Here is a 25,845-nt window from a genome sequence, read left to right on the forward strand (position 1 = left end):
ACGCCGATTACGGCCTGCAACATCCGTAGGAGCCAGCTTGCTGGCGAACCAGGCGCCACGATGGATGGTGTGGGGACGGAGGTCTAGACTGAACGGGGGGCTGCCACACGTGGAGGTGTGAGATGAGCCAGTTCAAGCGATTGTTGGTCATGCTCGGCCCGCAGATGCGCCACACGCCCGCCCTGCAGCGCGCCGTGGCGCTGGCCGAGTCCAGCGGGGCCCTGCTGGATGTCAACGTTTGCGTCGATGATGTCGACACCTTCGGCCTGATGGCCGACAGCCGCGAGCGCGAACGCTTGCTCGAACACAACCGCCAGTGGCTGGCCGACGAGGCCGAACAGTTGCGCGGCGCCGGCCTCGATGTGTCCACCGAACTGCTGCTGACCCGCGACCCACTGGGCAGCGTGCTCGAACAGGTCGAACGGCTGGGCTGCGACCTGCTGGTCAAGGACGTGCAGCACGAACCGATTCTCAAGCGCCTGCTGGTCACCCCATTGGACTGGCAACTGCTCAAGGACAGCCCGGTGGCCGTGCACCTGGTCAGCGACATCCGCCTGCCCCTGCCCCGACAGGTCGCCGCGGCCGTGGACCTGAACAGCCATGGCGACGGCGAGCACCTGGACCAGCAGGTGATCCGCAGCGCCCATGCCCTGGCCCTGCAATGCAACGCCGACCTGCACCTGCTGCATGTGTGCGACGCGGCCAAGACCCATATCGCCGACTTCGGCGCTGGCACCGTGACCATGCCCGGCTTCGACGCCAGTGTGCGCACCGCGCAGCGGGCAGCCTTCAACCGCCTGGGCGACCATCATCAGATTGCCCTGGAACGGCGGCATTTTCTCGAAGGGCCCGCGATCAAGGCGATCACCCAGTACATCGCCCATGGCCGGGTCGATGTGATCGTCATGGGTAACCATCGCCATGATGCGCTGCACGCATTCCTCGGCGGAACCACCGCGCACGTGCTGGAGCATCCGCTGTGCAACGTGCTGGCGATCAAGTCGGTGCGCTAGGTTCTGAATGCCCCTGCAGGCAAAGCGGCCGATTGGGTGTCGGTCGAATTTGCCTGCGGGCGGCCTGAATCAGAAGGCTTTGCTATAGAACAGCGAATACGACTCGATGCCGTCGTTCGGCTCCTTGAGGCCAGCATTGGAATAGTGCATGGCACGAATCCCGACCTTTTGCTCGCCTGGCAGCTTCAGGCCAAAACCGATGCGGTCCTCGAAGTTGACCGAGGAGCCCAGGCGCTGGTCGCCGACGTCGGTCTTGGAGAACGCCGCCAGGCCGATGCCAGCCTCGATGAACGGGGTGTAGGTGAATCCGCTGAACTCATAGACGAACACCGGGCTGAACGACAGCGAGTGAGCACCACTGGCCTCACCGCCTTCCCAGTAGGTGTAGGCAGCGTCCCAGTAACCGGTGAGATGACCGGTGCTGCTTTCCAGCCATTTCTTGTCCCAGTCGAACGACAGGCCGATCCGGTAGGTCATGTCGCCCTGGCCGGTGGCACCCACGGCGCCGGAGATCTGAGCGGCCTGCGCCAGGTTTGCACCGGCGAATGCCAACACAGCGGCGGCCAGCGAGGTGGCGAGACGTTTTTTCATCAATGACTACTCCTGTGGTCTTCACGGACAGGCCCGCGACCATGGGACGCTGGCCTGTGGCATGTGGGGGCTGTGCCCCTCGATTTTGTACCTGCGTTCCGGCACGGAGTGCCGGGTTACAAGTGGTAATACTTCCGCGATTATGGTCCGCATTCGCGGAAAGTTGGAAGTGATTTGCCACTATTGGCTAAGTACCTGTAACTGGGACGATGGTTCAATAAATGTTGCTCCTGCACAGGGAGCGGCCATTCACGCTGGCCGGGGGCCAGTGAGAAGTGCCGATGCCGCCTTGCAGGTAGCGGATGCCGTTCGGCCAACCGCGCGCCTTTAGCCCAAACTAGACCGGCTCGCAGGCTCAAGCGCCTCCAGCAGTTTGATGAACATGCCCAGGCTGCGCGACACCGTGCCCCGTCGCCATACCAGCCAGGTCTGCAGATAGCGGAACTCCTCAGTCATGGGCCAGGCGCTGACCGTGCTGCAGCCCGGCATGTTGTCGAGCATGCTGCGCGGCAGCATCGCCAGCCCGGCACCTGCGCTGACGCAGGCGAGCATGCCGTGGTACGACTCCATCTCGTGGATCTTGCCCGGCACCGACTGGTCCTGGACGAACCAGCGCTCGAAATGATGGCGGTACGAGCAGTTGGCGCGAAAGGCATAGATGCTCGCGCCATTGACGTCGCGGGCACGGCTCACCGGCGCATGGTTGAGTGGCGCGATCAGCATCATCTCCTCGTCGAACACCGGCATGCCTTCGAGGCTGGGGTGCAGCACCGGACCATCGACGAACGCCGCCACCAGGCGCCCGGCCAGCACGCCCTCGAGCATGGTCCCAGAGGGCCCGGTGGACAGGTCCAGATCGACCTTGGGGTAGCGCTGGTTGTAGGCCGCCAGCAAGGCCGGAATGCGCACGGCGGCAGTGCTCTCCAGCGAACCCAGGGCGAAGGTGCCTTGTGGGTCATCACCGGCCACGCTGCAACGTGCCTCCTGCACCAGGTCGAGAATGCGCCGGGTGTATTCGAGGAAGTTCCAGCCTGCCGGCGACAGGCGCAGGCGGCTCTTTTCACGGATGAACAAGTCCACGCCCAGGTCTTGCTCCAGTTGCTTGATGCGGGTGGTCAGGTTCGACGGCACCCGGTGAATTTGCTGGGCCGCTGCGCTGATGCTGCCGTGCTCGGCCACGGCCTTGAAGATCTCCAGTTGCACCAGGTCCACAGCCATTCTCCAAATGTGAACATTTCACTCATTATTATTCAGTTTTCATTAAAGATCACCACGCCTAGGCTTGCTGCACCGATGACCAACGACGAGCCTTTAGCCATGAGCGCGATCAGCAACCTGACCCATGCCATTTCCGTCGACCCGTACAGCGGCGAGCGGATCGGCCATCATGCCTTCGACACCGACGCCGCGCTGGAAGCGGCGCTGCAACGCGCCAAGGTGGGCTACAAGCAATGGCGGCGGGTGGCGCTGGAACAGCGCAGTGAATACCTGGTCGCCCTGGCCGATGCCCTGCAGGCCAATGCCGAGGTGTTCGCGCAGACGATCACCCGCGAGATCGGCAAACCGATCAGCCAGGCCCGAGGCGAAGTCGGCAAGTGCGTCGAGCTGTGCCGGTGGTATGCCGAGCACGGCCCGGCGATGCTTGCCCCAGAGCCAACACAGATCGAAAAAGCCCGCATCGAATACCGTCCGTTGGGCCCGATTCTCGCCGTGATGCCGTGGAACTTCCCGGTCTGGCAGGTACTGCGTGGCGCCGTGCCGGCGCTGCTGGCCGGCAACACCTATGTGCTCAAGCATGCCCCCAACGTGATGGGCAGCGCCTATCTGCTGGCCGACCTGTTCAAGCGCGCCGGCGTGCCTGACGGAGTGTTCGAGGTGCTCAACGTCGCCCCCGAGGGTGTCACCCGCGCGATCAACGACCCGCGCATCGCCGCCGTCACCCTCACTGGCAGCGTGCGCGCCGGCATGGCCATTGGTGCGCAGGCCGGTGCCGCACTGAAAAAGTGCGTGCTCGAGCTGGGCGGCTGCGATCCATTCATCGTCCTGGCCGATGCCGACCTTGACGCCGCGGTAAAGGCGGCGGTCGTCGGCCGTTACCAGAATACCGGCCAGGTCTGCGCCGCGGCCAAGCGCTTGATCGTCGAGGCAAGCATCATCGACGCCTTCACCCGCAAGTTCGTCGAAGCTACCCGCGCGTTGGTGGTTGGCAATCCGCTGGACGACGCTACCTACATCGGCCCGATGGCTCGCGTCGATCTGCGTGACGAGCTCGACGGCCAGGTCCAGGCGACCTTGGCCGAAGGCGCCACATTGCTGTTGGGCGGGCACAAGCTCGACGGTGTCGGCAACTTCTATGCGCCAACAGTGCTTGGCGATGTAACCGCGGGCATGACCGCGTTCAAGCAGGAGCTGTTTGGCCCGGTGGCGGCGATCATCAGCGCGCGCGATGCCGAGCATGCCGTGGAACTGGCCAACGACAGTGAGTTCGGCCTGACGGCGACGATCTACACCGCCGACTACGCCCTGGCCGAGCGCATGGGCGCTGCGCTGGACACCGGTGGCGTGTTCATCAACGGCTACTGCGCCTCCGATCCTCGCGTGGCGTTCGGTGGCGTGAAGAAGAGCGGCTTCGGCCGTGAACTGTCGCACTTTGGCCTGCGCGAGTTCACCAATGCCCAGACCGTCTGGTTGGATCGGCACTGATCCGCGCCACGTTGTCGCTGTCGATATTGCCAGGGGCGCCATGCGCCCCTGGCACATCCAAACCAACCGCCACCAGCCTAATCCCGCGCCAGCGCCTCGATCGGGTCCAGCCGCGCCGCGTTGCGCGCTGGCACGAAGCCAAACACGATCCCGATCAGCGTCGAACAGACAAAGGCCGTCACGATCGAGCCCAGCGAAAACACCATTTCCCATTGTTTGACGAACAACGCGAACAGATAGCCAATCCCATACGACAACGCGATTCCCACCACGCCGCCCATCAGGCAGACCATCACCGCCTCCACCAGGAACTGCTGGCGAATATCCGACTGCCGCGCACCCACCGCCATGCGAATGCCAATCTCGCGGGTCCGTTCGGTGACCGACACCAGCATGATGTTCATCACCCCGATCCCACCCACCACCAGCGAAATCACCGCGATCAGCGACAGCAGCAAGGTCAGTGAGCGGCTGGTCTTCTGCACCGTCTGCATGATGCTGTCGAGGTTGTTGGTGAAGAAGTCCTTGGTGCCGTGACGCTGCAGCATCAGCTTGTTGACCTCCTCCTCCACCCGCTTGCTCGGCATGCCATCCTTGATCCGCACGCTGATGCTGTCCAGGTGGCGCTGGCCGAGCACCCGCCCGGCCGCCGTCTCGTAGGGCATCCACACGTTGAGGGTGTTGCCGGCGACGAACAGGTTCTTGTTCTCGGCGGTCACGCCGATCACCGTGCACGGCAACTGGCCCACCAGGATCACCTGCCCCAGCGGGTTGACCCCGGCGCCGAACAGGCGCTTGCGGGTGTTGTGGTCGATCACCACCACCTGCGCCTGGCGCCGCGCGTCGTCGGCGCTGAACACGATCCCCGCCGCCAGCGGGATGTTGCGCACCTGGAAATACTGCTCGCTGACGCCGTTGAGCTGCACGTCGGCGTCGATGTTGCGGTAGCGCACCAGCGAGCTCTGGCCGATCACCGGGGTGGCGCTGTCGACGTAGTAGAGTTCGTTCAGCGCGCTGACATCGGCCGGCACCAGGGTCTCGATGGCCTTGGCCCGGCTGTCGCCGAAACTGCTGCCCGAATAGATGTCGATGGTGTTGCTGCCGATCGCCTGGATGTCCTTGAGCACATAGCCCTTGGCGCCCTCGCCGATGGCCGAGATCGACACCACCGAGGTGATGCCGATGATGATCCCGAGCATGGTCAGCAAGGTGCGCATGCGGTGCGAAACCAAGGCGATCCAGGCCATCTTGAAGGCCTCGCGGAACAGCCCGAGGCTGGCCACCAGGCGCCGGGGCGCGGCCTCGCGGGGCGCTTGCCCGGCACCTGCCGCCGCCGGCACCTCGCGCACGCTGCGTCGGTCGCTGACGATCTGCCCGTCGCTGACCTCGATGATGCGCTCGGCATGGGCGGCGACCTTGGGATCGTGGGTCACCAGGATCACCGTGTGCCCGGCGCCGTGCAGCTCCAGCAGGATGTTCATCACCTCCTTGCCGCTGGCGGTGTCGAGGGCACCGGTAGGCTCGTCGGCGAGGATCACCTCGCCGCCGTTCATCAAGGCCCGGCAGATACTCACCCGTTGTTGCTGCCCGCCCGACAGCTGGCTGGGCCGATGCGCCAGGTGCCCGGCCAGGCCCAGGCGCCCGAGCAGCTCGCGGGCCCGCTGGTGACGCCCGCCCTGGGGCATGCCGGCATACACCGCCGGGATTTCCACGTTGCGCAGCGCATCCAGGTGCGGCAGCAGGTGGTAGCGCTGGAAGATGAAACCGAAATGGTCGCGGCGCAGCGCCGCCAGGGCATCGTCGTCGAGGTCACGGGTCTCCTGGCCGCTGACCTGGTAGCTGCCGGTGCTGGCGTGGTCCAGGCAGCCGAGGATGTTCATCAGGGTCGACTTGCCCGAGCCCGAGGCGCCAATGATCGCCACCAGCTCGCCGGCCTGGATCTGCAGGTCGATACCCTTGAGCGCCAGGAACTCGCGGTCGCCGGCCATGAAGCTGCGGCTGACCCCTTGCAAGCGCAGCAGCGGTTGCTCGCTGCCCGCCAGCACAGCACGCTGCGGCGCCAGCTCGACATTCAAGTTCATGCTCATGCCCCCGCCTCGCTCGACACCGGTTCGCCGATCACCACCCGGTCGCCTTCGGCCAGGCCGTCCTTGACCTGCACCTTGACGTTGTTGTTGATCCCCGCCTGGACCTTGCGCACCTGGGCGAAGCCCTTGCTGTCGAGCACCCGCACCGGGTAGCTGCCGTCGGCGTCGCGCGGGCCCAGCGCCGCCACCGGCACGGTGAGCACGCCCAGGGCGGTGTCGAGGACAATGCGCACCTGGGCGGTCATCGAGATACGCAGCCGATGCTCGGGGTTGGGCACCTCGAACAGCGCGTTGTAGAACACCGCGCTGGCCTGCTTGGCCGCGCCGCTGTTCTTGTCGCTGCTCTCCAGGTAGTTCTGCGGCGCCGGCTCCGTGCCGCGCAGCTTGGCGTAGTAGCGCTGGTCGTCGCCGAGGATGGTGAAGTACACCTGCTGGCCGGGGCTGATATGGATCACGTCGGCCTCGGATACCTGGGCCTTGATGGTCATGGTGTCGAGGTCGGCCAGCTTGAGGATCACCGGCGCCAGCTGGTTGGAGATCACCGTCTGGCCTTCCTGGGTGACGATGCCCACCACATGGCCGTCGATCGGCGCGACGATGCGGGTGTAGCCGAGGTTGACCCGGGCCGTGTCGATCTGCACCTGGGCGCTCTTGATCTGCGCATCCAGCGAGCGCAGGTTGGCCTGCTGCACCTCGAACTCCGACTCGGCGTTCTCGAAGTCCTGGCGCGAGATCGACTCATCGGCCTGGAGCACATCGTAGCGCTGGTAGACCCGCTTGGCCTGCTTGAGCTTGGCCTGCACCGAACGCCGTTCGGCCTGCAGCTTCTCGGCGTCGACCTCGGCCTGGCGCAGGCTGTTGCGCGGCACCAGCGGGTCGATCTCGGCCAGCCACTGGCCTTCGCTGACCTTGTCGCCGAGCTTGACCTTGAGCGACTTCAACTGCCCGGACACCTGGGCGCCGACGTCAACCTGGCGAATGCCCTCCAGGGTACCGGTGGCCAGCACCGCGTTCTCGATATCGCCGCGCTCGACACTGGCGGTGATGTACTGCGGCGCCTTGGCCGGGGCCTGCACGGCGTACAACACGATGCCAGCGACCAGGGCCGCCGCGGCGCCGAGGGTGATCTTGCGAAACTTGCTGTTTTCCATGAGTGCCTACTACTGATCGAAGAGGGGGGCCGCATTGCGGCCCTTTCGCGACACAAGGCCGCTCCTACAGACATTCATCCTCGAGGGCCCTGCCCTCGCCCGACCTCAGGTCAATCCCGCCTTGGCGGCAAGGGCCTGGCCGTCATGCCACCAGGCCGCCAGGCTGAACACATCCGGCACCTTGAGGATGCTGAAGTGATTGCCCGGCCCCTGCCAGACCTCCAGTTGCGGCATCAGCTGCCGCCAGCCCTCCTGCATCGCCACCTGCTCGCGCTGGTTGCCGGTGCTGTCCAGGGTTGGGTCGGCCACCAGCACCAGGCGCGCCAGGCCGTTGAAACCCGCCACTGGCCGATACACCGTGCGCAGCGCCGTGGCGAAGGTGCGGGTAACCCCGGCCAGCGCCTGCGGCGTGGAGCGCGCCGGCATCAGGCCGATGCGCACCATCGCCGCATGCAACTGCGTCAACTGCGTCTGGTCATCGGCCTCGGCGAACGCCTCGGCGTCGATACCCAGCGACTTGCCGGTGGACAGCTGCAACGACTCCACCAGCCGCTGCAGGGCCGCGGTGAAGGTGTGCGGCTTGCCGCAACTGCCACCGCCACCCGGCGCCTCGCTGTCGATCAGGGTCAGCGAACGTACCTCGCGACCCTTGGCCTGCAGGCGCAGGGCCAGGGCATGGGCGACCCAGCCGCCGAACGAATGCCCGACCAGGTTCAATGGCCCTTCGGGGTGGAACGCCTCGATGGCTTGCAGATGGCACTCGGCGGCCGCCTCCACCTGGCTGTGCGGCACCTCGCCGGCGGCCAGGCCGCGGGCCTGCAAACCCAGTACCGGCCAATCCGGGCCCAGCGCCTCGGCCAGGCCGATGAAGCTGGTGACGCTGTCGCCGGCGCCCGGCACGCAGAACACCGGGACATGTCCCGGGCTGCCGCTCTGGATCGCCAGCAGCGGCTGGTGCGCCGGTAAGGCCGGGGCCTGGGTGGCGGCCAAGGCCTCGGCGATAGCCAGGCCAAGTACCGCCACCTGCGGCTCCTGCACCATGCTCTGGTGGTCGCCCGGCACGCCGTGGCAATGCAGCACCTGCCCCGGCAACGCCTCGGCCCAGCCCAGGGTCGGGCTGTTACAGGCGATGGCGCCGGTGCGCAGTTCGGCCTGGAACAAGTGCAGCGGCACCGGCAACGGCGCCAGGTGGTAATGAGCCAGGGCATGGCCGTGGGCGACATGCCGGGCGAAGAAGTGCCGCAGTTGCGCGTCGCTGGCCGGGGCCAGGCCCGGCACCAGCAATTGGCGCGCCCGGCAATGGCCGAGCAAGGCGTCGAAGGCCAGCGCCCCCGGCTCCAGCGCCTCGACCTCGGCCAACTGCGTGGCCCCCGCCGCGCCCTGGGCGCGCCAGTGCTCGCGGCAGTGCAGCAGCAATTGCGCCTCGGCCAGGTGCGGGCCGTGCCAGCGCGCCTTGCCCTGGTCGCTCAGGCGCGGCACATAGGTGTCGATCAGGCCGACGAAGGCCACCGCCTGGTCGGCCCCCAGCAACTGGGCGGCCACCTCGTAGGCCAGCACGCCACCAAACGACCAACCCGCCAGGCGGTACGGGCCGTAAGGCTGCACTGCGCGCAAGCGCTGTACCAGGCGCGCCGCCAGGCACTCCAAGGTGTCCAGTTGCGGTTGGCCCAAGGGCACGCCCGGCAGGCCGTAGATCGGGAAGTCTCCCGGGATGTGCCGGCCCAGCACCGGGAAGTACAGATCCAGACCACTGAACTCGTGGATCAGGAACAACGGCGGTTGGCTGCCCGTGGCGCGCACCGTGACCAGGCTATCGTCATGCTCCGGCGCCTCGCGCTGGCCCAGGCGCTCGGCCAAGGCAGCCACGCTGGGGTACTGGAACAGCTCCGCCAGGGTGGTAGGCAGCCCCGCGTGATCCATGGCGCTGACCAGGCGGATCGCCAGCAGCGAATGCCCGCCCAGCTCGAAGAAGCTGTCATGGCGCCCGACCCGCTCGACCTCCAGCACCTGCGCCCACAGCGCGGCCAGGGCCAGCTCCCGCTCGCCCTGCGGTGCCTCGAAGGCGGCCACCGCCAGGTCCTGCGCACCGGGCAGCGGCAGGGCCTTGCGGTCGACCTTGCCGTTGTTGGTCAACGGCAGCGCCGGCAAGGCGACGAACGCCGCCGGCAGCATGTACTCGGGCAGGCGCTCGCGCAGGAAGGCACGCAGCGCCGGGCCGTCCAGGGCCGGGTCGTGGCGGGTGAACCAGGCCACCAGGCGCAGTGGCCCCTGCTCCAGACGCAGGGCCATGACCACCACCTCGTCCAGCCCCGGGCACTGCGCCAGTTGCTGCTCGATCTCGCCCAGCTCGATACGGAAGCCCCGAATTTTGACCTGGTCGTCACTGCGGCCCAGGCACTCCAGCAGGCCATCGGCGCGCCAGCGGGCCAGGTCGCCGGTCCGGTATAGGCGCGCGCCGGCATGCTCGGCGAAGGGGTCGTCGACAAAGCGTTCGGCGCTCAGTTGTGGGCGGTTCAGGTAGCCCAGCGCCACGCCGTCGCCGCCGATGTACAGCTCGCCGGTGACGCCCTCGGGCACCACCCTTCCCTGCAGGTCGAGCACATACGCCGTGGTGTTGCCGATGGGGCGGCCGATCGGCACATGCTCAGCGCCCGGCGCCACCGTGGTGACCGCGTGAGTGGTTGCGTAGGTGGTGGTCTCGGTAGGGCCGTAGCAATGCACCAGGCGCAGGCCAGGCGCCTGCGCCAGCAAGGCACGAAACGCCCCCGGATCGCCACGCTCGCCGCCGCATAGCAGGATGCGCAGCCCGGCCAGGGCCTCGGGAATCAGCTGCACGTACTGGTTGAACAGCGCCGTGGTGACAAACAGCACGCTGGCGCCGCCATCGCGCAGCGCCGCGCCGAACCGCGCGGGCTCCAGCAGGGTCTGCTGGTCGATCACCAACACCTGCCCGCCGTTGAGCAACGCGCCCCAGACATCCATGGTGGCGGCGTCGAACGCCGGGTTGGCGACAAAGGCCAGGCGATCCTCGGCGTTGAAGTCGGCGTAGCCGTTGTTCAGCACCAGCCGGGCAATGCCGCGGTGGGCCACGCGCACCCCTTTCGGCGTGCCGGTGGAGCCGGAGGTGTACATCACATAGGCCACCGCGCCGGCGTCCACGACCAGGCCCGGATTGTGCCCCGGCTGGTCGTCCAGCGCCAGGCAGTCGAGGTCGATGCGCCGCACCGCGCAATCACCGGCCATGCTGGCGAGGGTCAGCAGCGCCACGGCCTGGCAGTCCTGGGCCATGAACGCCTGGCGCTCGGCTGGGGCGTTGCTGTCCAGCGGCACATAGATCGCGGCGCACTTGAGCACCGCCAGTTGCGCCACCAGCAGCGTCAACGAGCGTGGCAGCAGGATTGCCACATGCTCGCCGGGCTTGAGCCCCTCGCCAATCAGCCAGTGGGCCAGGCGGTTGGCCTGCTCGTTGAGTTCGCCATAGGTCAGCTGGCGCTCATCGTGCACCGCGGCCAGGGCCAGCGGGTGACGGGCCACGCGCTGTTCGAACAGCTGTTGCACCGGCGCCTCGCGCGGGTAGTCGCGGGCGGTGGCGTTGTAGTCGCCGACCAGGCGCCGACGCTCTTCGCCGGCAACGATGCTGATACGCTCCATGCCCTGCTCCGGATCGTGCTCCAGCGCCTCGAGCAGCCCTGCCAGGGCCTGCTCGAAATAGCCGCACAGGCGCCGCGCATCGACACCTGGCGCGCACTGGGCGCTCAGGCTGAATGCCTCGCCCAGGTCATCGATGCTCAGCGCCAGCGGGTAGTTGCTGCGTTCCTCGGCGTGCAGCAGCTCGATGCCGGCCCAGGCCTGCCCGGCCGCCGCGTCGCCTGCCAGCGCGCTGGTGCTGTGGCGGTAGTTGAGCAAGGCACTGAACAGCGGCGCCCCTGCTGGCAGCGCGCTGCAACGCTGGGCCAGGGCTAGCTGGGCGTGCTCATGCACCAGCAGGCCGGTCAGCCGCCGGTGGGTGTCGAGCAGCGCTTCGCGCACCGGCAGCAGGCCAACGTCCAGGCGCAACGGCAAGGTGTTGATGAACACCCCCAGCGCCCGTTCGATGCCCTCGCCGCCGTGCAGGCGCCCCAGCAGCACGGTGCCGAACACCACGCTGGTGCGCCCCGACAATTGCCCCAGCACCAGCCCCCAGGCCAGGTGCATCAGGCTGGCGGCGCCCACGCCCAGCAGGCGCGCCTGTTCGCGAACCCGCAGGGCCATGTCGGCCGGCAGCCAGTGCTGCGCCTCGGCCACGCCGTCCGGGTGCGGCTGCGCCTGGGCGCCGTAGGGCAAGGTCGGCTCGTCGATGTCACCCAGCTGTTCGCGGAAGAACGCCTCGTGCTGCGCCTCGCCCGCGCCTTGCAGCACCTGGGCGATGTAGTTGCGGTACGGCACCGGCGCCGGCAGCTGGTGCTGCTGGCCCAGCAGGCAGGCTTGCAGTTCGGCGCGCAGCACATCCTGGGCGACGTGGTCCATCACCAGGTGGTGGAACAGCAAGGTCGCGGTGATCGCCCCGGTTTGCCGGTGCTGGCTGTATTGCAGGCGCAGCAGCGGCGCGCGGGTGAGGTCCAGGCGCAAGACCGGGTTCTCGTCATCCGCAACCTCCAGCAACGGCAACGGCGCTTGGCGCCAGACCACCTGCAGCGGCTGCGCCAGGCCCTCCCAGGCCAGCGCGCTGCGCAGGATGTCGTGGCGGGCGATCACCTGCTCCAGCGCCTGGTGCAGGGCCAGCAAGCGTCCACGGTCGGCCACGGCAAAACGCGCCTGCAACAGGTACGGGTCGTCGCCCTCGCTGGCCAGGTGGTGGTAGAGGATGCCCGCTTGCAGCGGCCCCAACGGGTAGATGTCCTGGATATTGGCGGCGCCACCAGGTACCTGGGTGACGATGCCGTCGATGGCGGCTTGCGGCAATTGCACCAGCGGCAACAGCTCGGGGGTGATGTGCTGGCAATCGATGCCGATGCGGTTGGCCGGCACCTGCGGCCCGGCATCATGGCCAAGGGTCGCGGCCAGGGCGGCCAGGGTCGGTTCGGCGAACAGCACGCGGATATCCGCCTGCAGCCCTTGGGCACGCAAGCGGGCGATCAAGGTCACCGCCAGCAGCGAGTGGCCACCGAGTTCGAAGAAGTGGTCGTGGCGCCCTACCCTCGGCACGTTGAGCAGCTCGGCCCACAGCGCCGCCAGCTGGATCTCGGCCGCGCCCCGCGGCGCCTCGTAGCCACGGCTGAGTACCGCCTCGGCGCCCGGCTCCGGCAACGCCTGGCGGTCGAGCTTGCCGTTGGCGCTCAACGGCATGGCCGGCAACGTCACGTAGGCCGCCGGCACCATGTAGTCCGGCAGTTGCGCCAAGGCGTGCTTGCGCAGCGCCTCGACTCCCGGCGCGCTGGCCCCTTCACGCAGGGTCAGCCAGGCCACCAGGCGCTCGCCGCGTAGCAGCACCGCCACCTCGCGCACCGCGCCGTGGCGCGCCAGACAGGCCTCGATCTCGCCCAGCTCGATGCGCAGGCCGTGCAGCTTGACCTGGAAGTCGTTGCGGCCGAGGAACTCCAGTTCGCCATCGGCGCGGCGGCGCACCAGGTCGCCGCTGCGGTATATGCGTTCGCCCACCACGAACGGACTGTCGGCGAAACGCTCGGCGTCCAGCTCAGGCAAGCCCAAGTAGCCACGGGCAACCCCCACGCCGGCGATATACAGCTCGCCAACCACGCCACGGGGCACCGGCAGGCCCTGGCCGTCGAGCACGTAGAGGCGGGTGTTGGCGATCGGCCGGCCAATCGGCGGCGCGCCGGCCGGCAGCGGCTGGCTCGGTTCCAGGGTCCAGACGCTGCAATCGACGGTGGTCTCGGTCGGCCCGTAGACGTTGTGCAAGCGTGCCTTGGGCAAGCGCGCGCGCAACTGCTGCAGCAACGCCGAGGTCAGCTCGCCGCCGCCGCAGACGATATCGCTGAGGCTGTCGCAGGCCGCGCTGGCCTCCAGGGCGAGGAACTGCTGCAACAACGCCGGCACGAACTGCACCACGCCAACCCGGCGGCGCTGGATGACCTCGGCCAGGTAGGCCGGGTCGCGCTGCCCGTCGGGCCGCGCCAGCACCAGGCGCAGGCCGGCGCACAACGGCCAGAACAGCTCCCACACCGAGGCATCGAAACTCACCGGGGTCTTGTGCAGCAACGCGCCTTCGGCACTCGGCGCGATCAGCCGCGAACTCCAGTGCACCAGGTTGCACAAGCTGCGGTGCTCGACCATCACCCCTTTTGGCGTGCCGGTGGAGCCGGAGGTGTAGATCACATAGGCCAGCTGGCGCGCGCCAAGGCCCTTGACCTGCGGGTTGTGCGGCGGCCGCGTGGCCCAGCTCGGCTGGTCGAGGTCCAGCCGGGGCAACAGGCTGGCGGCAAAACGCCCACGGCTGCTGGCATCCACCAGCAACGCCAGCGGGGCGCTGTCGGCCAGCATGTAGGCCAGGCGCTCGTCTGGATAGCCCGGATCCAGCGGCACATAGGCGCCACCGGCCTTGAGCACGGCGAGCAGACCGACCAGCAGCTGCGGCCCACGGGCCAGGCAGACCGCCACCCGGCTGTCGGGCCGCACGCCGCGGGCAATCAATTCATGGGCCAGGCGGTTGGCTGCCTCGTTGAGCTGCTGGTAGCTCAGCTGGCCGTCCTCGGCCTGCACCGCGATGGCCTGGGGCGCGCGCACCACTTGGGCCTCGAACAGTGCTTGCAGCGGTTGTTGCAGGCCGCCCACCAGCTCGCTGGCGTTGCAGCTGACCAGCTCCTGGCGGCGTTCGCTGGCGCTGAGCAGCTCGACCCGCGCCGGCACGGCCTGGTCGCTGCCGGCGAAGGCCCAGAGCAGTTGCTCCAGGTAACCGACATGGCGCTCGATGGTGGCGCGGTCGAACAGCGCGGTGGCGTACTCCAGCGCGCCGGCGAAGCCATCAGCGGTCTCGCCCAGGCTCAGGGTCAGGTCGAACTTGGCGATGGCCTGGGGCGTGCCCAGCGGCGCCAGTTGCAGCTCGCCCAGGCGCAGCGCCTCGCCCGGCGCGCCATTCCAGGCCAACGACACCTGGTACAGCGGGGTGTGGGCCAGGCTGCGCGGGGGTTGCAGCAACTCGACTACCTGTTCGAAGGGGATATCCTGGTGATCCTGGGCCTGGCTCACGCAGGCCTTGACCCGGGCCAGCAGCGCTGCCACATCGGGGCTGCCGGCGGTGTCGATGCGCAGGGCCAGGGAGTTGACGAACAGGCCGATCAGGCCCTCGACCTCGGCATGCCTGCGGTTGGCCACCGGGGTGCCGATGACCACTTCGGCCTGGCCCGACAGCCGCGCCAGCAACACCGCCCAGGCGGCGCCGAAGAGCATGAAGGGGGTAATCGCGTGGCGTTGGCACAGGTCCTTGAGGTCGGCGCTCAGGCGGCGGTCCAGGCGCACTTCGACCCGCTCGCCCTGATAGTCCTGGCGCGTCGGGCGCGGCCGGTCGCTGGGCAGGGTCAACAGCAGCGGCGCGCCGGCCAGGGCCTGGCGCCAGTACTCGCCCTGGCGTTGCAGCTCGTCGCCGGACAGCCAGCGGCGTTGCCAGATGGCGTAGTCAGCGTACTGGATCGCCAGCGCCGGCAGCGGGTCGGCCAGGCCGGTACTGAAGGCCTGGTACAACGCCGCCAGCTCCTGGGTGAACACGCCCATCGACCAGCCATCGGCGACGATGTGGTGCAAGGTCAGCAGCAGCGCATGGCGCTCGCTGTCCAGGCACAGCAAGCGGCCGCGGATCGGCAGCTGGTGCGCGAGGTCGAACGGCAGCAGCGCCTCCTCGCGCAGCAGCCCCGCCAAGGCCTGGCCCTGGCCGCGCAGGTCGTGCCAGCTGAGGCTGAAGCCGCCGTTGCCCGGGGCCACCCGCACCCGTGCTGCGGCGCCTTCCTGGGCAAAATGGCTGCGCAGGCTCTCGTGGCGCTCGACGATGCGCGCCAGCGCGCGCTCCAGCGCCGGCCGGTCGAGCGGCCCGCGCAGTTCCAGGCCCAGGGGAATATGGTAGGCGGCGCTGGCATCGTCCATCTGTGCCAGGAACCACAGGCGCTGCTGGGCGAACGACAGCGGCTGCGACTGACCGCGCGGCACCGCCTCGATGGCCGGCAGGGTGGCGGATGCCGCACCTTGCAGCGCGGCGGCCACCGCCAACAGACGGTCGTCGGCGAACAGCTGGCCAAGGCCCAGCTCCAGGCCCAGGCGCTGGCGCAATTGGCCGACCATGCGCATGGCCAGCAGTGAATGGCCGCCCAGTTCGAAGAAGCGGTCGTGACGGCCGACCCTGTCGACCTGCAGCAGCTCGGCCCAGAGCTCGGCCAGGGCGTTTTCCAAGGTGCCTTCAGGCGCTTCGTGGGCCTGGCTGGCCAGGGCCTCGCGCTCAGGCAGAGGCAGCGCGCGGCGGTCGACCTTGCCATTGGCGGTCAACGGCCAGCTGTCCAGCCGTACCAGCGCCGCCGGCAGCATGTAGGCTGGCAGGTGCCGGGCCAGGCTGGCACGCAGCTCGGCGGCTGATGCCACCTGGCCCTGGGCGATGAACCAGGCCAGCAGCCGAGGCTGGCCGGGCACCTCCTCGCCGGCCAGCACCAGCGCCTCGTCGATACCCGGCAGGCGCAGCAACTGCGCCTCGATCTCGCCCAACTCGATGCGCAGGCCGCGGATCTTTACCTGGTCGTCGTTACGCCCCTGGTAATCCAGGGTGCCGTCGGCGTTCCAGCGGGCCAGGTCGCCGGTACGGTACATCCGTGCCCCGGGCACCTCGCTGAACGGGTCGTCGAGAAAACGCTCGGCGGTGAGTTCGGGTCGGTGCAAGTAACCTCGCGCCACCCCGGCACCGCCCACGTACAGCTCGCCGGTGCTGCCCATCGGCACCAGCTGGCGCGCTTCGTCCAGCAGGTACAGGCGGGCATTGGCGATCGGCCGGCCGATATCCAGCGCGCCGCCGGGCAACACCAGCCCGGAGCTGGCGACCACCGTGGCCTCGGTGGGGCCGTAGTTGTTGACCACCACGCAGCCTGGGTCGCTGTGGAACTGACGCAGGCGATCGCCGCCGATCAGCAAGGTGCGCAGGGTCGGGTGGCGCAACCCCTGGGCGAAGGCGTACTCGGCCACCGGGGTCGGCAGGAAGGCCACTTTCAGCGGCTGCTCCAGCCACCAGGCCAGCAGCGCGTCGAGCTGCTCGTTGCCCAGCGTGGCCGGCGGCAGGTGCAGCACGGCACCGGCGCACAGCGCCGGCCACACTTCCCAGGCCATGGCGTCGAAGCCGAAACCGGCGACGCTGGCGGTGTGGTCGCCGGCGCCCAGCTCGAAGGCCTTGCAGTGCCAATGCACCAGGTTGGCCAAGCTCTGGTGCTCGACCATCACCCCCTTGGGTTCGCCGGTGGAACCGGAGGTGTAGATCACATAGGCCAGCTGGTTCACCCCCAGCCCCGCTACGCTTGGGTTGTCGGTCCGCGCCGGCCAGTCCGGGCGGTCCAGGGCCAGCAGCGGCACGCTCACGCCTTGCAGGCGCTCGCACAGCGCCTGCTGGGCCAGCACCAGCGTCGGGGTGCTGTCGGCGAGCAGGTAGCGCAGACGCTCGTCCGGGTGCGCCGGGTCCACCGGCACATAGCCGGCACCGGCCTTGAGCACGGCCAGCAGCGCCACCAGGGTGTCCAAACCGCGGCGGGCGACCACCGCCACTCGCTGGTCGGGCCCCACGCCCTGGGCGATCAGGTGGTGGGCCAGGGCGTTGGCCCGGACATTCAACTCGCCATAGCTCAGCGACTGCCCGTCGACCACTGCGGCAACGGCCTGCGCGGCACGGGCCGCCTGGGTTTCGATCAAGCCATGCACGGTCTGCCCCTGGGGCAACAGCCGGCGGCTGTTGTTGAAACCATGCAGCAGGCGCTGGCGTTCGGCCTCGCCGACCAGCGCCACCTCGGCCAGCGCTTGCTGGTCGTTGGCCACCATGGCTTGCAGCAAGGTCTGGAAGTAGCCGGCGATACGCTGCACGCGCGCTTCGTCGAACAACGCCGTGGCGTATTCCAGGCTGCCGACCAGCGCCTCGCCCTGCTCGCCCAGGCTCAACGACAAGTCGAACTTGGCCACCTGGTTGGTCTGCGCCACCGCCTCCAGTTGCACGCCTTCCAGGCTCAGCGCGGCAGCGGCGCCGGCCTGCCAGTTCAGGGTGGTCTGGAACAGCGGGGTATGCGCCAGGCTACGCGCCGGGCGCACGATCTCCACCACCTGCTCGAACGGCAGGTCCTGGTGCGCCTGGGCTTGCAGCAGGCGGGCCTTGGCCTGGCCGAGCAAGGCCTCGGTGCTGGGCGCCGCAGTGGTGTCGACACGCACCGCCAGGGTGTTGACGAACAACCCCACCAGCGGCTCCAGCTCGGCACTGCCGCGCCCGGCCACCGGGCAACCGACCACCACCTCCGGCTGCCCGGCCAAGCGCGCCAGGGTCGTGGCCCAAGCGCCCAGCAGCACCATGTACAAGGTGGCTTGGTGACGCTGGGCCAAGGTGCGCAGGCCAGCGCCCAGGCGCTCGTCCAGGCGCAGCGCCAGGCTGGCGCCGCTGAAGTCCTGGCGGGCCGGGCGCGGCCGGTCGCAGGGCAGGCTCAGCAGGGTCGGCGCGCCATCCAGCGCCTCGCGCCAGTAATCAGCCTGGCGCTGCAACTGTTCGCCAGCCAGCCAGCGGCGCTGCCACACGGCGTAGTCGCCGTACTGGATCGCCAGCGCCGGCAGCGGGTCGGCGTGGCCGGCGCGCAAGGCCGGGTACAGCGCGCCGAGCTCACCGGTGAGCACGCCCAGGGACCAGCCATCGGCGGCGATATGGTGCACGGTGAGTACCAGCACATGCTGCTGTTCGCCCAGTTGCAGCAGGTTGGCACGCACTGGCGGCCCGGCCACCAGGTCGAACGGCGCCACGGCCTCGTCCTGCAACCAGGCAACCAGGGCATCGGCGGCCAGGGCCTGGCGCCGCAGCCAGCCCGCCTGTGGCGTGCCCAGCAGCTCGACCTCGGCGCTGTCGCCGCGCGGCACGAAGCGGCTGCGCAGGGTTTCATGGCGCGCGACGATGCACAGCAGCGCGCGCTCCAGCGCATCGACGTCGAGCTCGCCGCGCAGGCCCAGGGCCAGGGGCACGTTGTAGGCCTGGTTGCCCCCTTCGAGCTGGGCCAGGAACCACAGCCGCTGCTGGGCGAACGACAACGGCAGCGCCTGGTCGCGGGCCACCGGCACAATTGCCGGCAGCGTGCTGCGCCCGGCCCCGGCCAGCACCTGGGCGACCGCCGCCAGCTCGGCATTGGCGAACAGCTCGGCCAAGGCCAGTTCCACGCCCAGGCGCAGGCGCACCTGGGAGACCATGCGCATGGCCAGCAGCGAGTGCCCGCCCAGGGCGAAGAAGTGATCATGCCGGCCGACCCGCTCCACCTGCAGCAGCTCGGCCCATAGCCCGGCCAGGGCGGTTTCCAGCTCGCCCTCGGGGGCCACGTAGGCCTGTTCGAACAGCGCCGAGCGTTCGGGGGCCGGCAGCGCGCGGCGGTCGAGCTTGCCATTGGCTGTGAGTGGCAACGCCACGAGCCCGACGAAGGCCACCGGCACCATGTAGTCCGGCAAATGGACCAGCAGTTGCGCGCGCAGTCGCTCGGGTTGCGGCGCCTCGATCCCTGCTTGCGGGGTGAAGTAGGCCACCAGGCGCGGCTGGCCGGGCTGGTCCTCACGGGCCAGCACCACCGCTTCGTTGATCCCAGGCAGGCTGGCGAGGCGGCTTTCGATCTCGCCCAGCTCGATACGCACGCCGCGGATCTTCACCTGGTCGTCGTTGCGCCCCAGGTAGTCCAGGGTGCCGTCGGCCAGCCAGCGCACCAGGTCGCCAGTGCGGTACATGCGCGCGCCGACGCCTGCGTCGAACGGGTCGTCGAGGAAGCGTTCGGCGGTCAGCTCAGGGCGGTTCAGGTAGCCCCGGGCCACCCCGGCGCCGCCGATGTACAGCTCGCCCGGCACACCCAGGGGCAACGGCTGCAGGTTGGCATCGAGCACGTACAGCCGGGCGTTGTCCACCGGCCTGCCGATGTGCAGCGCGCCCTCGGCCGCGATTACCCCGGAACTGGCCACCACCGTGGTCTCGGTAGGGCCGTAGTTGTTGACCACGGCGAAGGTCTGGGTGCGGTTGAACTGGCGCAGGCGGTCGCCGCCGATCAACAGGGTGCGCAGGGTCGGGTGGCCCAGCTGATGGCTGAAGGCATATTCGGCCACCGGGGTCGGCAGGAAACTCACATCCAGCGGCTGCTCACGCCACCAGGCGAGCATGGCGTCGAGGTCCTCATGGCCTTCGCCGGGCGGCGCCAGGTGCAGCACCGCGCCGCTGGCCAGCGCCGGCCACACTTCCCAGGCCATGGCGTCGAAACCGAAGCCGGCCAGGCTCGAGGTATGCCGGCCCAGGCACAGGTCGAAAGCGCGGCAATGCCAGTCCACCAGGTTGTTCAAGGTGCGGTGTTCGACCATCACGCCTTTCGGCTGGCCGGTGGAGCCTGAGGTGTAGATCACGTAGGCCAGGTGTTCGGCATTCAGCCCCGCGACTCGCGGATTATCCAGGCGTGCAGGCCAGTCGGGCTGGTCGAGGGCCAGCACCGGCACATCTATCTGTCCCAGGCGCTGGCGCAAGCCATGCTGGGTCAGCACCGCCACCGGGGCGCTGTCGGCCAGCAGGTAGTGCACGCGCTCGTCGGGATGGGCCGGGTCGACCGGTACATAGCCGGCGCCGGCCTTGAGCACGGCCAGCAGGCCGACCAGGGTGTCCAGCCCGCGCCGGGCCAGCACCGCGACCCGGTCGTCGGGGCGTACGCCCAGTTCGATCAACTGATGGGCCAGGGCGTTGGCCCGGCCGTTCAGCTCGGCGTAGCTCAGCCCCAGGCCCTGGCAGGTGGCGGCGTTGGCCTGGGGATGGGCCTGGGCCATGACCTCGATGCGTGCGTGCAGCGTGCCCGGGGTGATCGCGCCGCCCGGCGCCTGGTTGAACCCTTCGAGTAGTTCGTCGCGCTCATTGGCTGGCAGCATGGGCAGCGCCCGCACCTCCACGGCGCGCCCCTGGGCCAGGGCCGCCAACAGGCTGCGCAAGGTCTGTTCGAGGTAGGCGCAGACCCGCTGCGCCGGAACCTCGGGGCTGGCCAGCAAGGTCAGGCGAAACGCCTCGCCGAAATCGTCGACGCTCAGGGTCAGCGGGTAGTTGGTGGCCTCGGCAGCATGGACGATCTCGATACCTGCCCAGCCCGCCCGGCGCACCTCCTCGGCGCCCGAAGGCGCGCTGTGGCGGTAGTTGAGCAAGGCGTTGAACAGCGGCGTTGGCGCGGCAACGCCGCTGCAGCGCTGGGCCAGGGCCAGCGGCGCATGCTCGTGGCGCATCAGGCTGCTCAGGCGCTGGTGGGTGGCCTTGATTGCCGCGCCCAGGTCGTCCCCGTCCAGGTCCACCCGCAGCGGCAAGGTATTGATGAAGATCCCCAGTGCCCGCTCGGTGGCCTCGGCGCCGAGCAGGCGCCCCATCAACACCGTGCCGAACACCACCTGCCCTAGCCCGGTGAGGCCGCCCAGCACCCGCGCCCAGGCCAGGTGGAACAGGCTGGCGACGCTCACCCCCTGGGCCCGGGCCTGGCCGCGCAGCGCCTGGCACAGCGCCAGGTCGAGGTCCAGGGCATGCTCGTTGAGCGCCGCGCCGTCGCCCTGCACGTCGGCCAGGCCGTAGGCCAATGTCGGCACGTCGATGATACCGAGCATGTCGCGGAAGAACGCCTCGTGCTCGGCCTCGCCGACGCCCAGCAGGGCCTGGGCGACATGGTTGCGAAATGGCACCGGGCGGCCCAGGCGGGCCGTGTCGCCCAGCAGGTAGGCGAGCATTTCGTGGCGCACCACCTCCAGGGCGCTGTGGTCCATGGCCAGGTGGTGGAACTGCAAGGTGGCGCCGATGCGCCCGGCGCTGTCCGGCGCCTGGCATTGCAGGCGAATCAGCGGCGCCTGGGCCAGGTCGAAGCCGCTCTCGGGCGCTTGCCCGGGCGCCAACTGGATGACCCGCAGGCGGGCCTGGCGCCAGACCACCTGCAGCGGGGTCTCGACCTCCTTCCAGTGCACCGAGGTACGCAGGATATCGTGGCGGTCGATCACCCCCTGCAAGGCCTCGGCAAAGGCCTGCACCCGGGTGTCGTCGGCGAACACGAAGCGCGCCTGCATCACATAGGGGTCGTGCTCGCCGGCGCTGGCGTGGTGGAACAGCATGCCCTGCTGCAATGGCAGCAGCGGGTAGATGTCCTGCACATTGGCCGCGCCGCCGGGCACGGCGGTCACCAGGCGGTCGAGGCTGGCCTGGTCGAGCTCGACCAGGCTGAGCAGCTCGGGGGTGATGCGCGTGCAGTCGGCCGGGATGCGGTTGTCCGGCACCAGCACCGCGCCCTGGCGGCTGGCCACGTACTCGCCGCTGGCCAGCAGGGCCAGCAGCGCCGGCTTGTGCTCGCGCAACTGGGCCACCAGGTTGGCGTCGCTCAGCGCCTGGCGGTTGCCCTGGACCGCCAGCTGGCCGTCCTTGAGCGCCAGTTGGACATCGTGGGCGGCCAAGGTCGCCAGTAATTGGTTGATGCTCACAGGACGATCTCCATTCTGTCTGTGATGGCGGCATAGCCTGCCAGCGTCGGTTGTTCGAACAGGCTGCGCACGTCGGCTTCCAGGCCGGCTTCGCGCAGGCGCGAGGTGAGGGTCACGGCCAGTAGCGAGTGACCGCCCAGTTCGAAGAAGTTGTCTTGCCGCCCTACCCGCTCCACGCCCAGCAGTTCGGCCCAGACCCGCGCCAGCAGCGCTTCGGTCTCGCCGATCGGCGCCTGATACTCGCGACCCGGCAGGTGCGCCAGGTCTGGGGCCGGCAGGGCCTTGCGGTCGAGCTTGCCGTTGGGGGTCAGCGGCAGGCTGTCGAGGTGGATGAACAGCGCCGGTACCATGTATTCCGGCAACTGCGCCAGCAGCGCCGCGCGCAGGGCCTCGGCGGCCAGCGGCTCGCCTGTGTGGTAGGCGACCAGCCGCGGCCCGGCCGGCGCTGCGTCGTGCACCAGCACCACGGCCTCGCGCACACCAGCCAGGCGCATGATGCTGGACTCGATCTCGCCGGGCTCGATGCGCAGGCCGCGTAGCTTGATCTGGTGGTCGGTACGGCCGAGGAACTCGAGGCTGCCGTCGCGGCGCTGGCGCACCAGGTCGCCACTACGGTACAGACGCTCATCCGGGTTGAACGGGCTGGCGATGAAGCGCTCGGCCTGCTGCTGCGGCAAGCCAAGGTAGCCACGCGCCACCCCGGCACCGCCGATATGCAACTGGCCGGCGACACCCAGCGGCACGGGTTGATCATGGGCATCGAGCACGTACAGGGTGGTGTTGTCGATGGGCCGGCCAATCGGCAGCGCGCCACCTGGCACCGGTTGCTGCGGGTGCAAGGTCCAGACACTGCAATCGACCGTGCTCTCGGTGGGGCCGTAGACGTTGTGCAGGCGCACCTGCGGCAAGCGCTCGCGCACCTGGCGGGCCAGGGCTTCGGTCAGCTCGCCGCCACCACAGACGATGTCGGTGAGGCTGGCGCAGCCGGCGCTGCCCTCCAGGTCAAGGAACTGCTGGAGCAAGGCCGGCACGAACTGCACCACGGTCACCTGCTGACGCTCGATCAGCTCTACCAGGTACTGTGGATCGCGCTGCCCGTCCGGGCGCGCCAGCACCAGGCGCAGGCCACTGCACAGCGGCCAGAACAACTCCCACACCGAGGCGTCGAAGCTCACCGGGGTCTTGTGCAGCAGCGCGCCACCGGCCGGGAACAGCCGCTGGCTCCAGTTCACCAGGTTGACCACATTGCGGTGCTCGACCATGACGCCCTTGGGCACCCCGGTGGACCCGGAGGTGTAGATTACATAGGCCAGGTGGCGGGCGTTCAGCGCCGGCACCTGCGGGTTGTCAGCCGGCAAGGCGGCCCAGATCGACTGGTCGAGGTCTACCTGCGCCACCGCCGACACGCCCGCCAGGGCCCGGGTGGACGCCTGTACCAGCACGGCACGCGGCTGGCTGTCGCTGAGCATGTGGCGGATACGCTCGGCCGGGTAGTCCGGGTCGAGCGGTACATAGGCGCCGCCGGCCTTGAGAATGGCCAGCAAGCCGACCACCAGGGCCGGGCCGCGTTCGACGCAGATCGCCACACGATCGTCCGGCTGCACGCCGAGGGCGATCAAGTGGCGGGCCAGGCGGTTGGCCTGCTGATTGAGCTGGCCATAGCTCAGCTCGCCCTGCTCGGTGCTGACCGCCACCGCGTCGGGGTTGCGCAGGGCCTGGGCCTCGAACAGGCCATGCAAGGTCTGGCTGATATCGTGGGGCACTGCGCTGCGGTTGAAGTCGACCAGCACCTGGTGGCGCTCCTCGGCTTGCAGCACCGGCAAGTCGAGCAAGCGCCGCTGCGGCTGCTGCTCCAACGCCTCGGCCATCCCCAGCAAGACCTGCTGCACCTGCCCGCATACCCGCGCCGCGCCCACGCTGGCCGGGGCCAGGGCAACCAGGCGCAAACGCGCGCCGATATCGTCCACGCTCAGGCTTAGCGGGTAGTTGCTGCGCTCCTCGCTCTGCAAGGTCTCGATGCCTTGCAAGGCCTGGCGCTGGGCTTCGTCGACCTGGCTGCCATGGCGGTAGTTGAGCATGGCGCTGAACAACGGCGCCGGCGCGGCCACGCCGCTGCAGCGCTGGGCCAGGGCCAACGAGGCGTGCTCGTGGCCGAGCAAGGCGCTGAGGCCCTGCTGGGTCGCCTGCAGCGCCTCGGCCAGGCTGACATCCGCCAGGTCCAGGCGCAGCGGCAAGGTGTTGATGAACATGCCCAGAGCCCGTTCGGCGCCCTCGCCGCCTTCCAGCCGCCCCAGCAGCACGGTGCCGAACACCACGCTGTCGCGAGCGCTGACGGCCGCCAGCAGGCGCCCGTAGGCCAGGTGGAACAAGCTGGCGACGCTGATACCACGCTGCCGGGCCTGCTGGCGCAGGCGCAGTGCCAGGCTGTCGTCCAACCAGTGCTGCGCTTCCTCGATGGCCTGGCCATCCAGTTGCACATCGCCCAGGCCGAACGGCAGGGTCGGCTCGTCGATATCACCCAACTGCTCGCGGAAGAACGCCTCGTGCTCGGCCTGGCTGACGCCCAGGCGCGCCTGGGCCACGTAGTTGCGGTACGGCACGCCCGGTTCGGCGGGCACTGGCAGGCCTTGCAGGTAGCCCACCAACTCCTGGCCGAGCACATCCAGCGCGGTGTGGTCGAGGACGATATGGTGGAACTGCAGGGCCGCCAGGCGGCCAGGGCCTTGCGGTTCCGGCCAGTGGTACAGGCGCACCAGCGGCGCCTGATCCAGGGCCAACGCGTGAGGTACCTGGGCCTCGCCGGCCACCTCGAATACCGCCAGCGGCGCCTCGCGCCAGACCACCTGCACCGGCTGCGGCAGGCCATCCCAGAGCACCGAGGTGCGCAGCACATCATGCCGGGCGATGACCTTGCCAAGGGCATCGACGAAAGCCTGTAAGCGCTCCTGGCTGGCGAAGACCATGCGCGAGGCGAGCACATAAGGGTCGTGCTCGGGTGAGCTGAGGTGATGGTAGAGGATGCCCTCCTGCAACGGCGCTAGCGGGTAGATATCCTGCACGTTGGCCGCGCCGCCCGGTACCGTGGCAACGATGCGCTCGATGGCGGGCTGCTCCAGGTCTACCAGCGGCAGCAGTTCGGGAGTGATCTGCGTGCAGCCCAGCGGGATCCGGTTGGCCGGCACCTCGATCCTGCGGCCATGGCCCAGGGTGGCGGCCAGCGCAGCCACGGTCGGCTGGCCGAACAGCGTGCGCACATCGGCCTCCAGGCCGGCCTGGCGCAGACGCGCGGTCAGGCTCACCGCCAGCAGCGAATGACCACCCAGTTCGAAGAAATTGTCATGGCGACCGACCTGCTCCAAGCCCAGCACCTCGGCCCAGATCGCTGCCATGGCAGCTTCGGTGGCGCCCAGTGGCGCTTGGTAGGGCTGTCCCGCCAGCGCCGAGGCATCCGGCTCTGGCAGGGCTTTGCGATCGAGCTTGCCGTGCGCGGTCAGTGGCAGCTCATCCAGCTGAACAAAGGCTTGCGGCAGCAGATGAGCCGGCAAGCGGGCTTGCAGGCCCTGGCGCAGCGCGTCGGTGTCCACCGGCATGGTTGCGGTGAACCAGGCCAGCAGGCGCTCGTCGCGCACCAGCACCACGGCATCGGCG

At 69.0% G+C, this 25,845-nt stretch carries 8 protein-coding genes; 2 read left to right on the forward strand and 6 right to left on the reverse strand.

Annotation, left to right across the window (positions count from 1 at the left end; genetic code table 11):
* The first annotated feature begins 122 nt into the window (after positions 1-122).
* Complete coding sequence (locus ACODS5_RS23210) at positions 123-1,013, forward strand: universal stress protein (protein ID WP_134693421.1); 891 nt, start codon at positions 123-125, stop codon at positions 1,011-1,013.
* Between the two features lie 69 nt (positions 1,014-1,082).
* On the opposite strand, the gene ACODS5_RS23215 is transcribed toward ACODS5_RS23210, so the two are convergent.
* The gene (locus tag ACODS5_RS23215; RefSeq protein WP_134693420.1) at positions 1,083-1,604 is read right to left on the reverse strand and encodes an acyloxyacyl hydrolase; all 522 of its coding nucleotides are present in this window, start codon (positions 1,602-1,604) and stop codon (positions 1,083-1,085) included.
* A 327-nt stretch (positions 1,605-1,931) separates the two neighbouring features.
* Positions 1,932-2,816 carry a putrescine utilization regulator PtrR gene (gene ptrR, locus ACODS5_RS23220; protein WP_489109747.1) on the reverse strand — a complete coding sequence of 295 codons (885 nt, stop codon included), beginning with the start codon at positions 2,814-2,816 and terminating at the stop codon, positions 1,932-1,934.
* 105 nt (positions 2,817-2,921) lie between these two features.
* On the opposite strand from ptrR, the gene ACODS5_RS23225 reads away from it, so the two are divergent.
* The gene (locus ACODS5_RS23225) at positions 2,922-4,307 is read left to right on the forward strand and encodes an aldehyde dehydrogenase family protein (RefSeq protein WP_489109748.1); all 1,386 of its coding nucleotides are present in this window, start codon (positions 2,922-2,924) and stop codon (positions 4,305-4,307) included.
* Positions 4,308-4,384: 77 nt separating this feature from the next.
* On the opposite strand, the gene ACODS5_RS23230 is transcribed toward ACODS5_RS23225, so the two are convergent.
* The 4 genes from ACODS5_RS23230 to ACODS5_RS23245 all read right to left on the reverse strand — a co-directional run.
* Positions 4,385-6,388 (reverse strand): MacB family efflux pump subunit, encoded by a 2,004-nt coding sequence (locus tag ACODS5_RS23230; RefSeq protein ID WP_489109752.1) that lies wholly within the window; start codon positions 6,386-6,388, stop codon positions 4,385-4,387.
* Between the two features lie 2 nt (positions 6,389-6,390).
* Positions 6,391-7,545, reverse strand: coding sequence for a macrolide transporter subunit MacA (macA, locus tag ACODS5_RS23235; RefSeq protein WP_489109749.1), 1,155 nt, complete (start codon positions 7,543-7,545; stop codon positions 6,391-6,393).
* A gap of 105 nt (positions 7,546-7,650) precedes the next feature.
* Positions 7,651-22,197, reverse strand: a complete 14,547-nt coding sequence (locus ACODS5_RS23240) for an amino acid adenylation domain-containing protein (RefSeq protein ID WP_489109750.1) — start codon at positions 22,195-22,197, stop codon at positions 7,651-7,653.
* Positions 22,194-25,845, reverse strand: a 3,652-nt coding sequence (locus ACODS5_RS23245; protein WP_489109751.1) for an amino acid adenylation domain-containing protein, incomplete at its 5' end; no start/stop codon positions are given. The genes ACODS5_RS23245 and ACODS5_RS23240, both read right to left, overlap by 4 nt.

Source organism: Pseudomonas sp. FG47 (genome assembly GCF_057809115.1).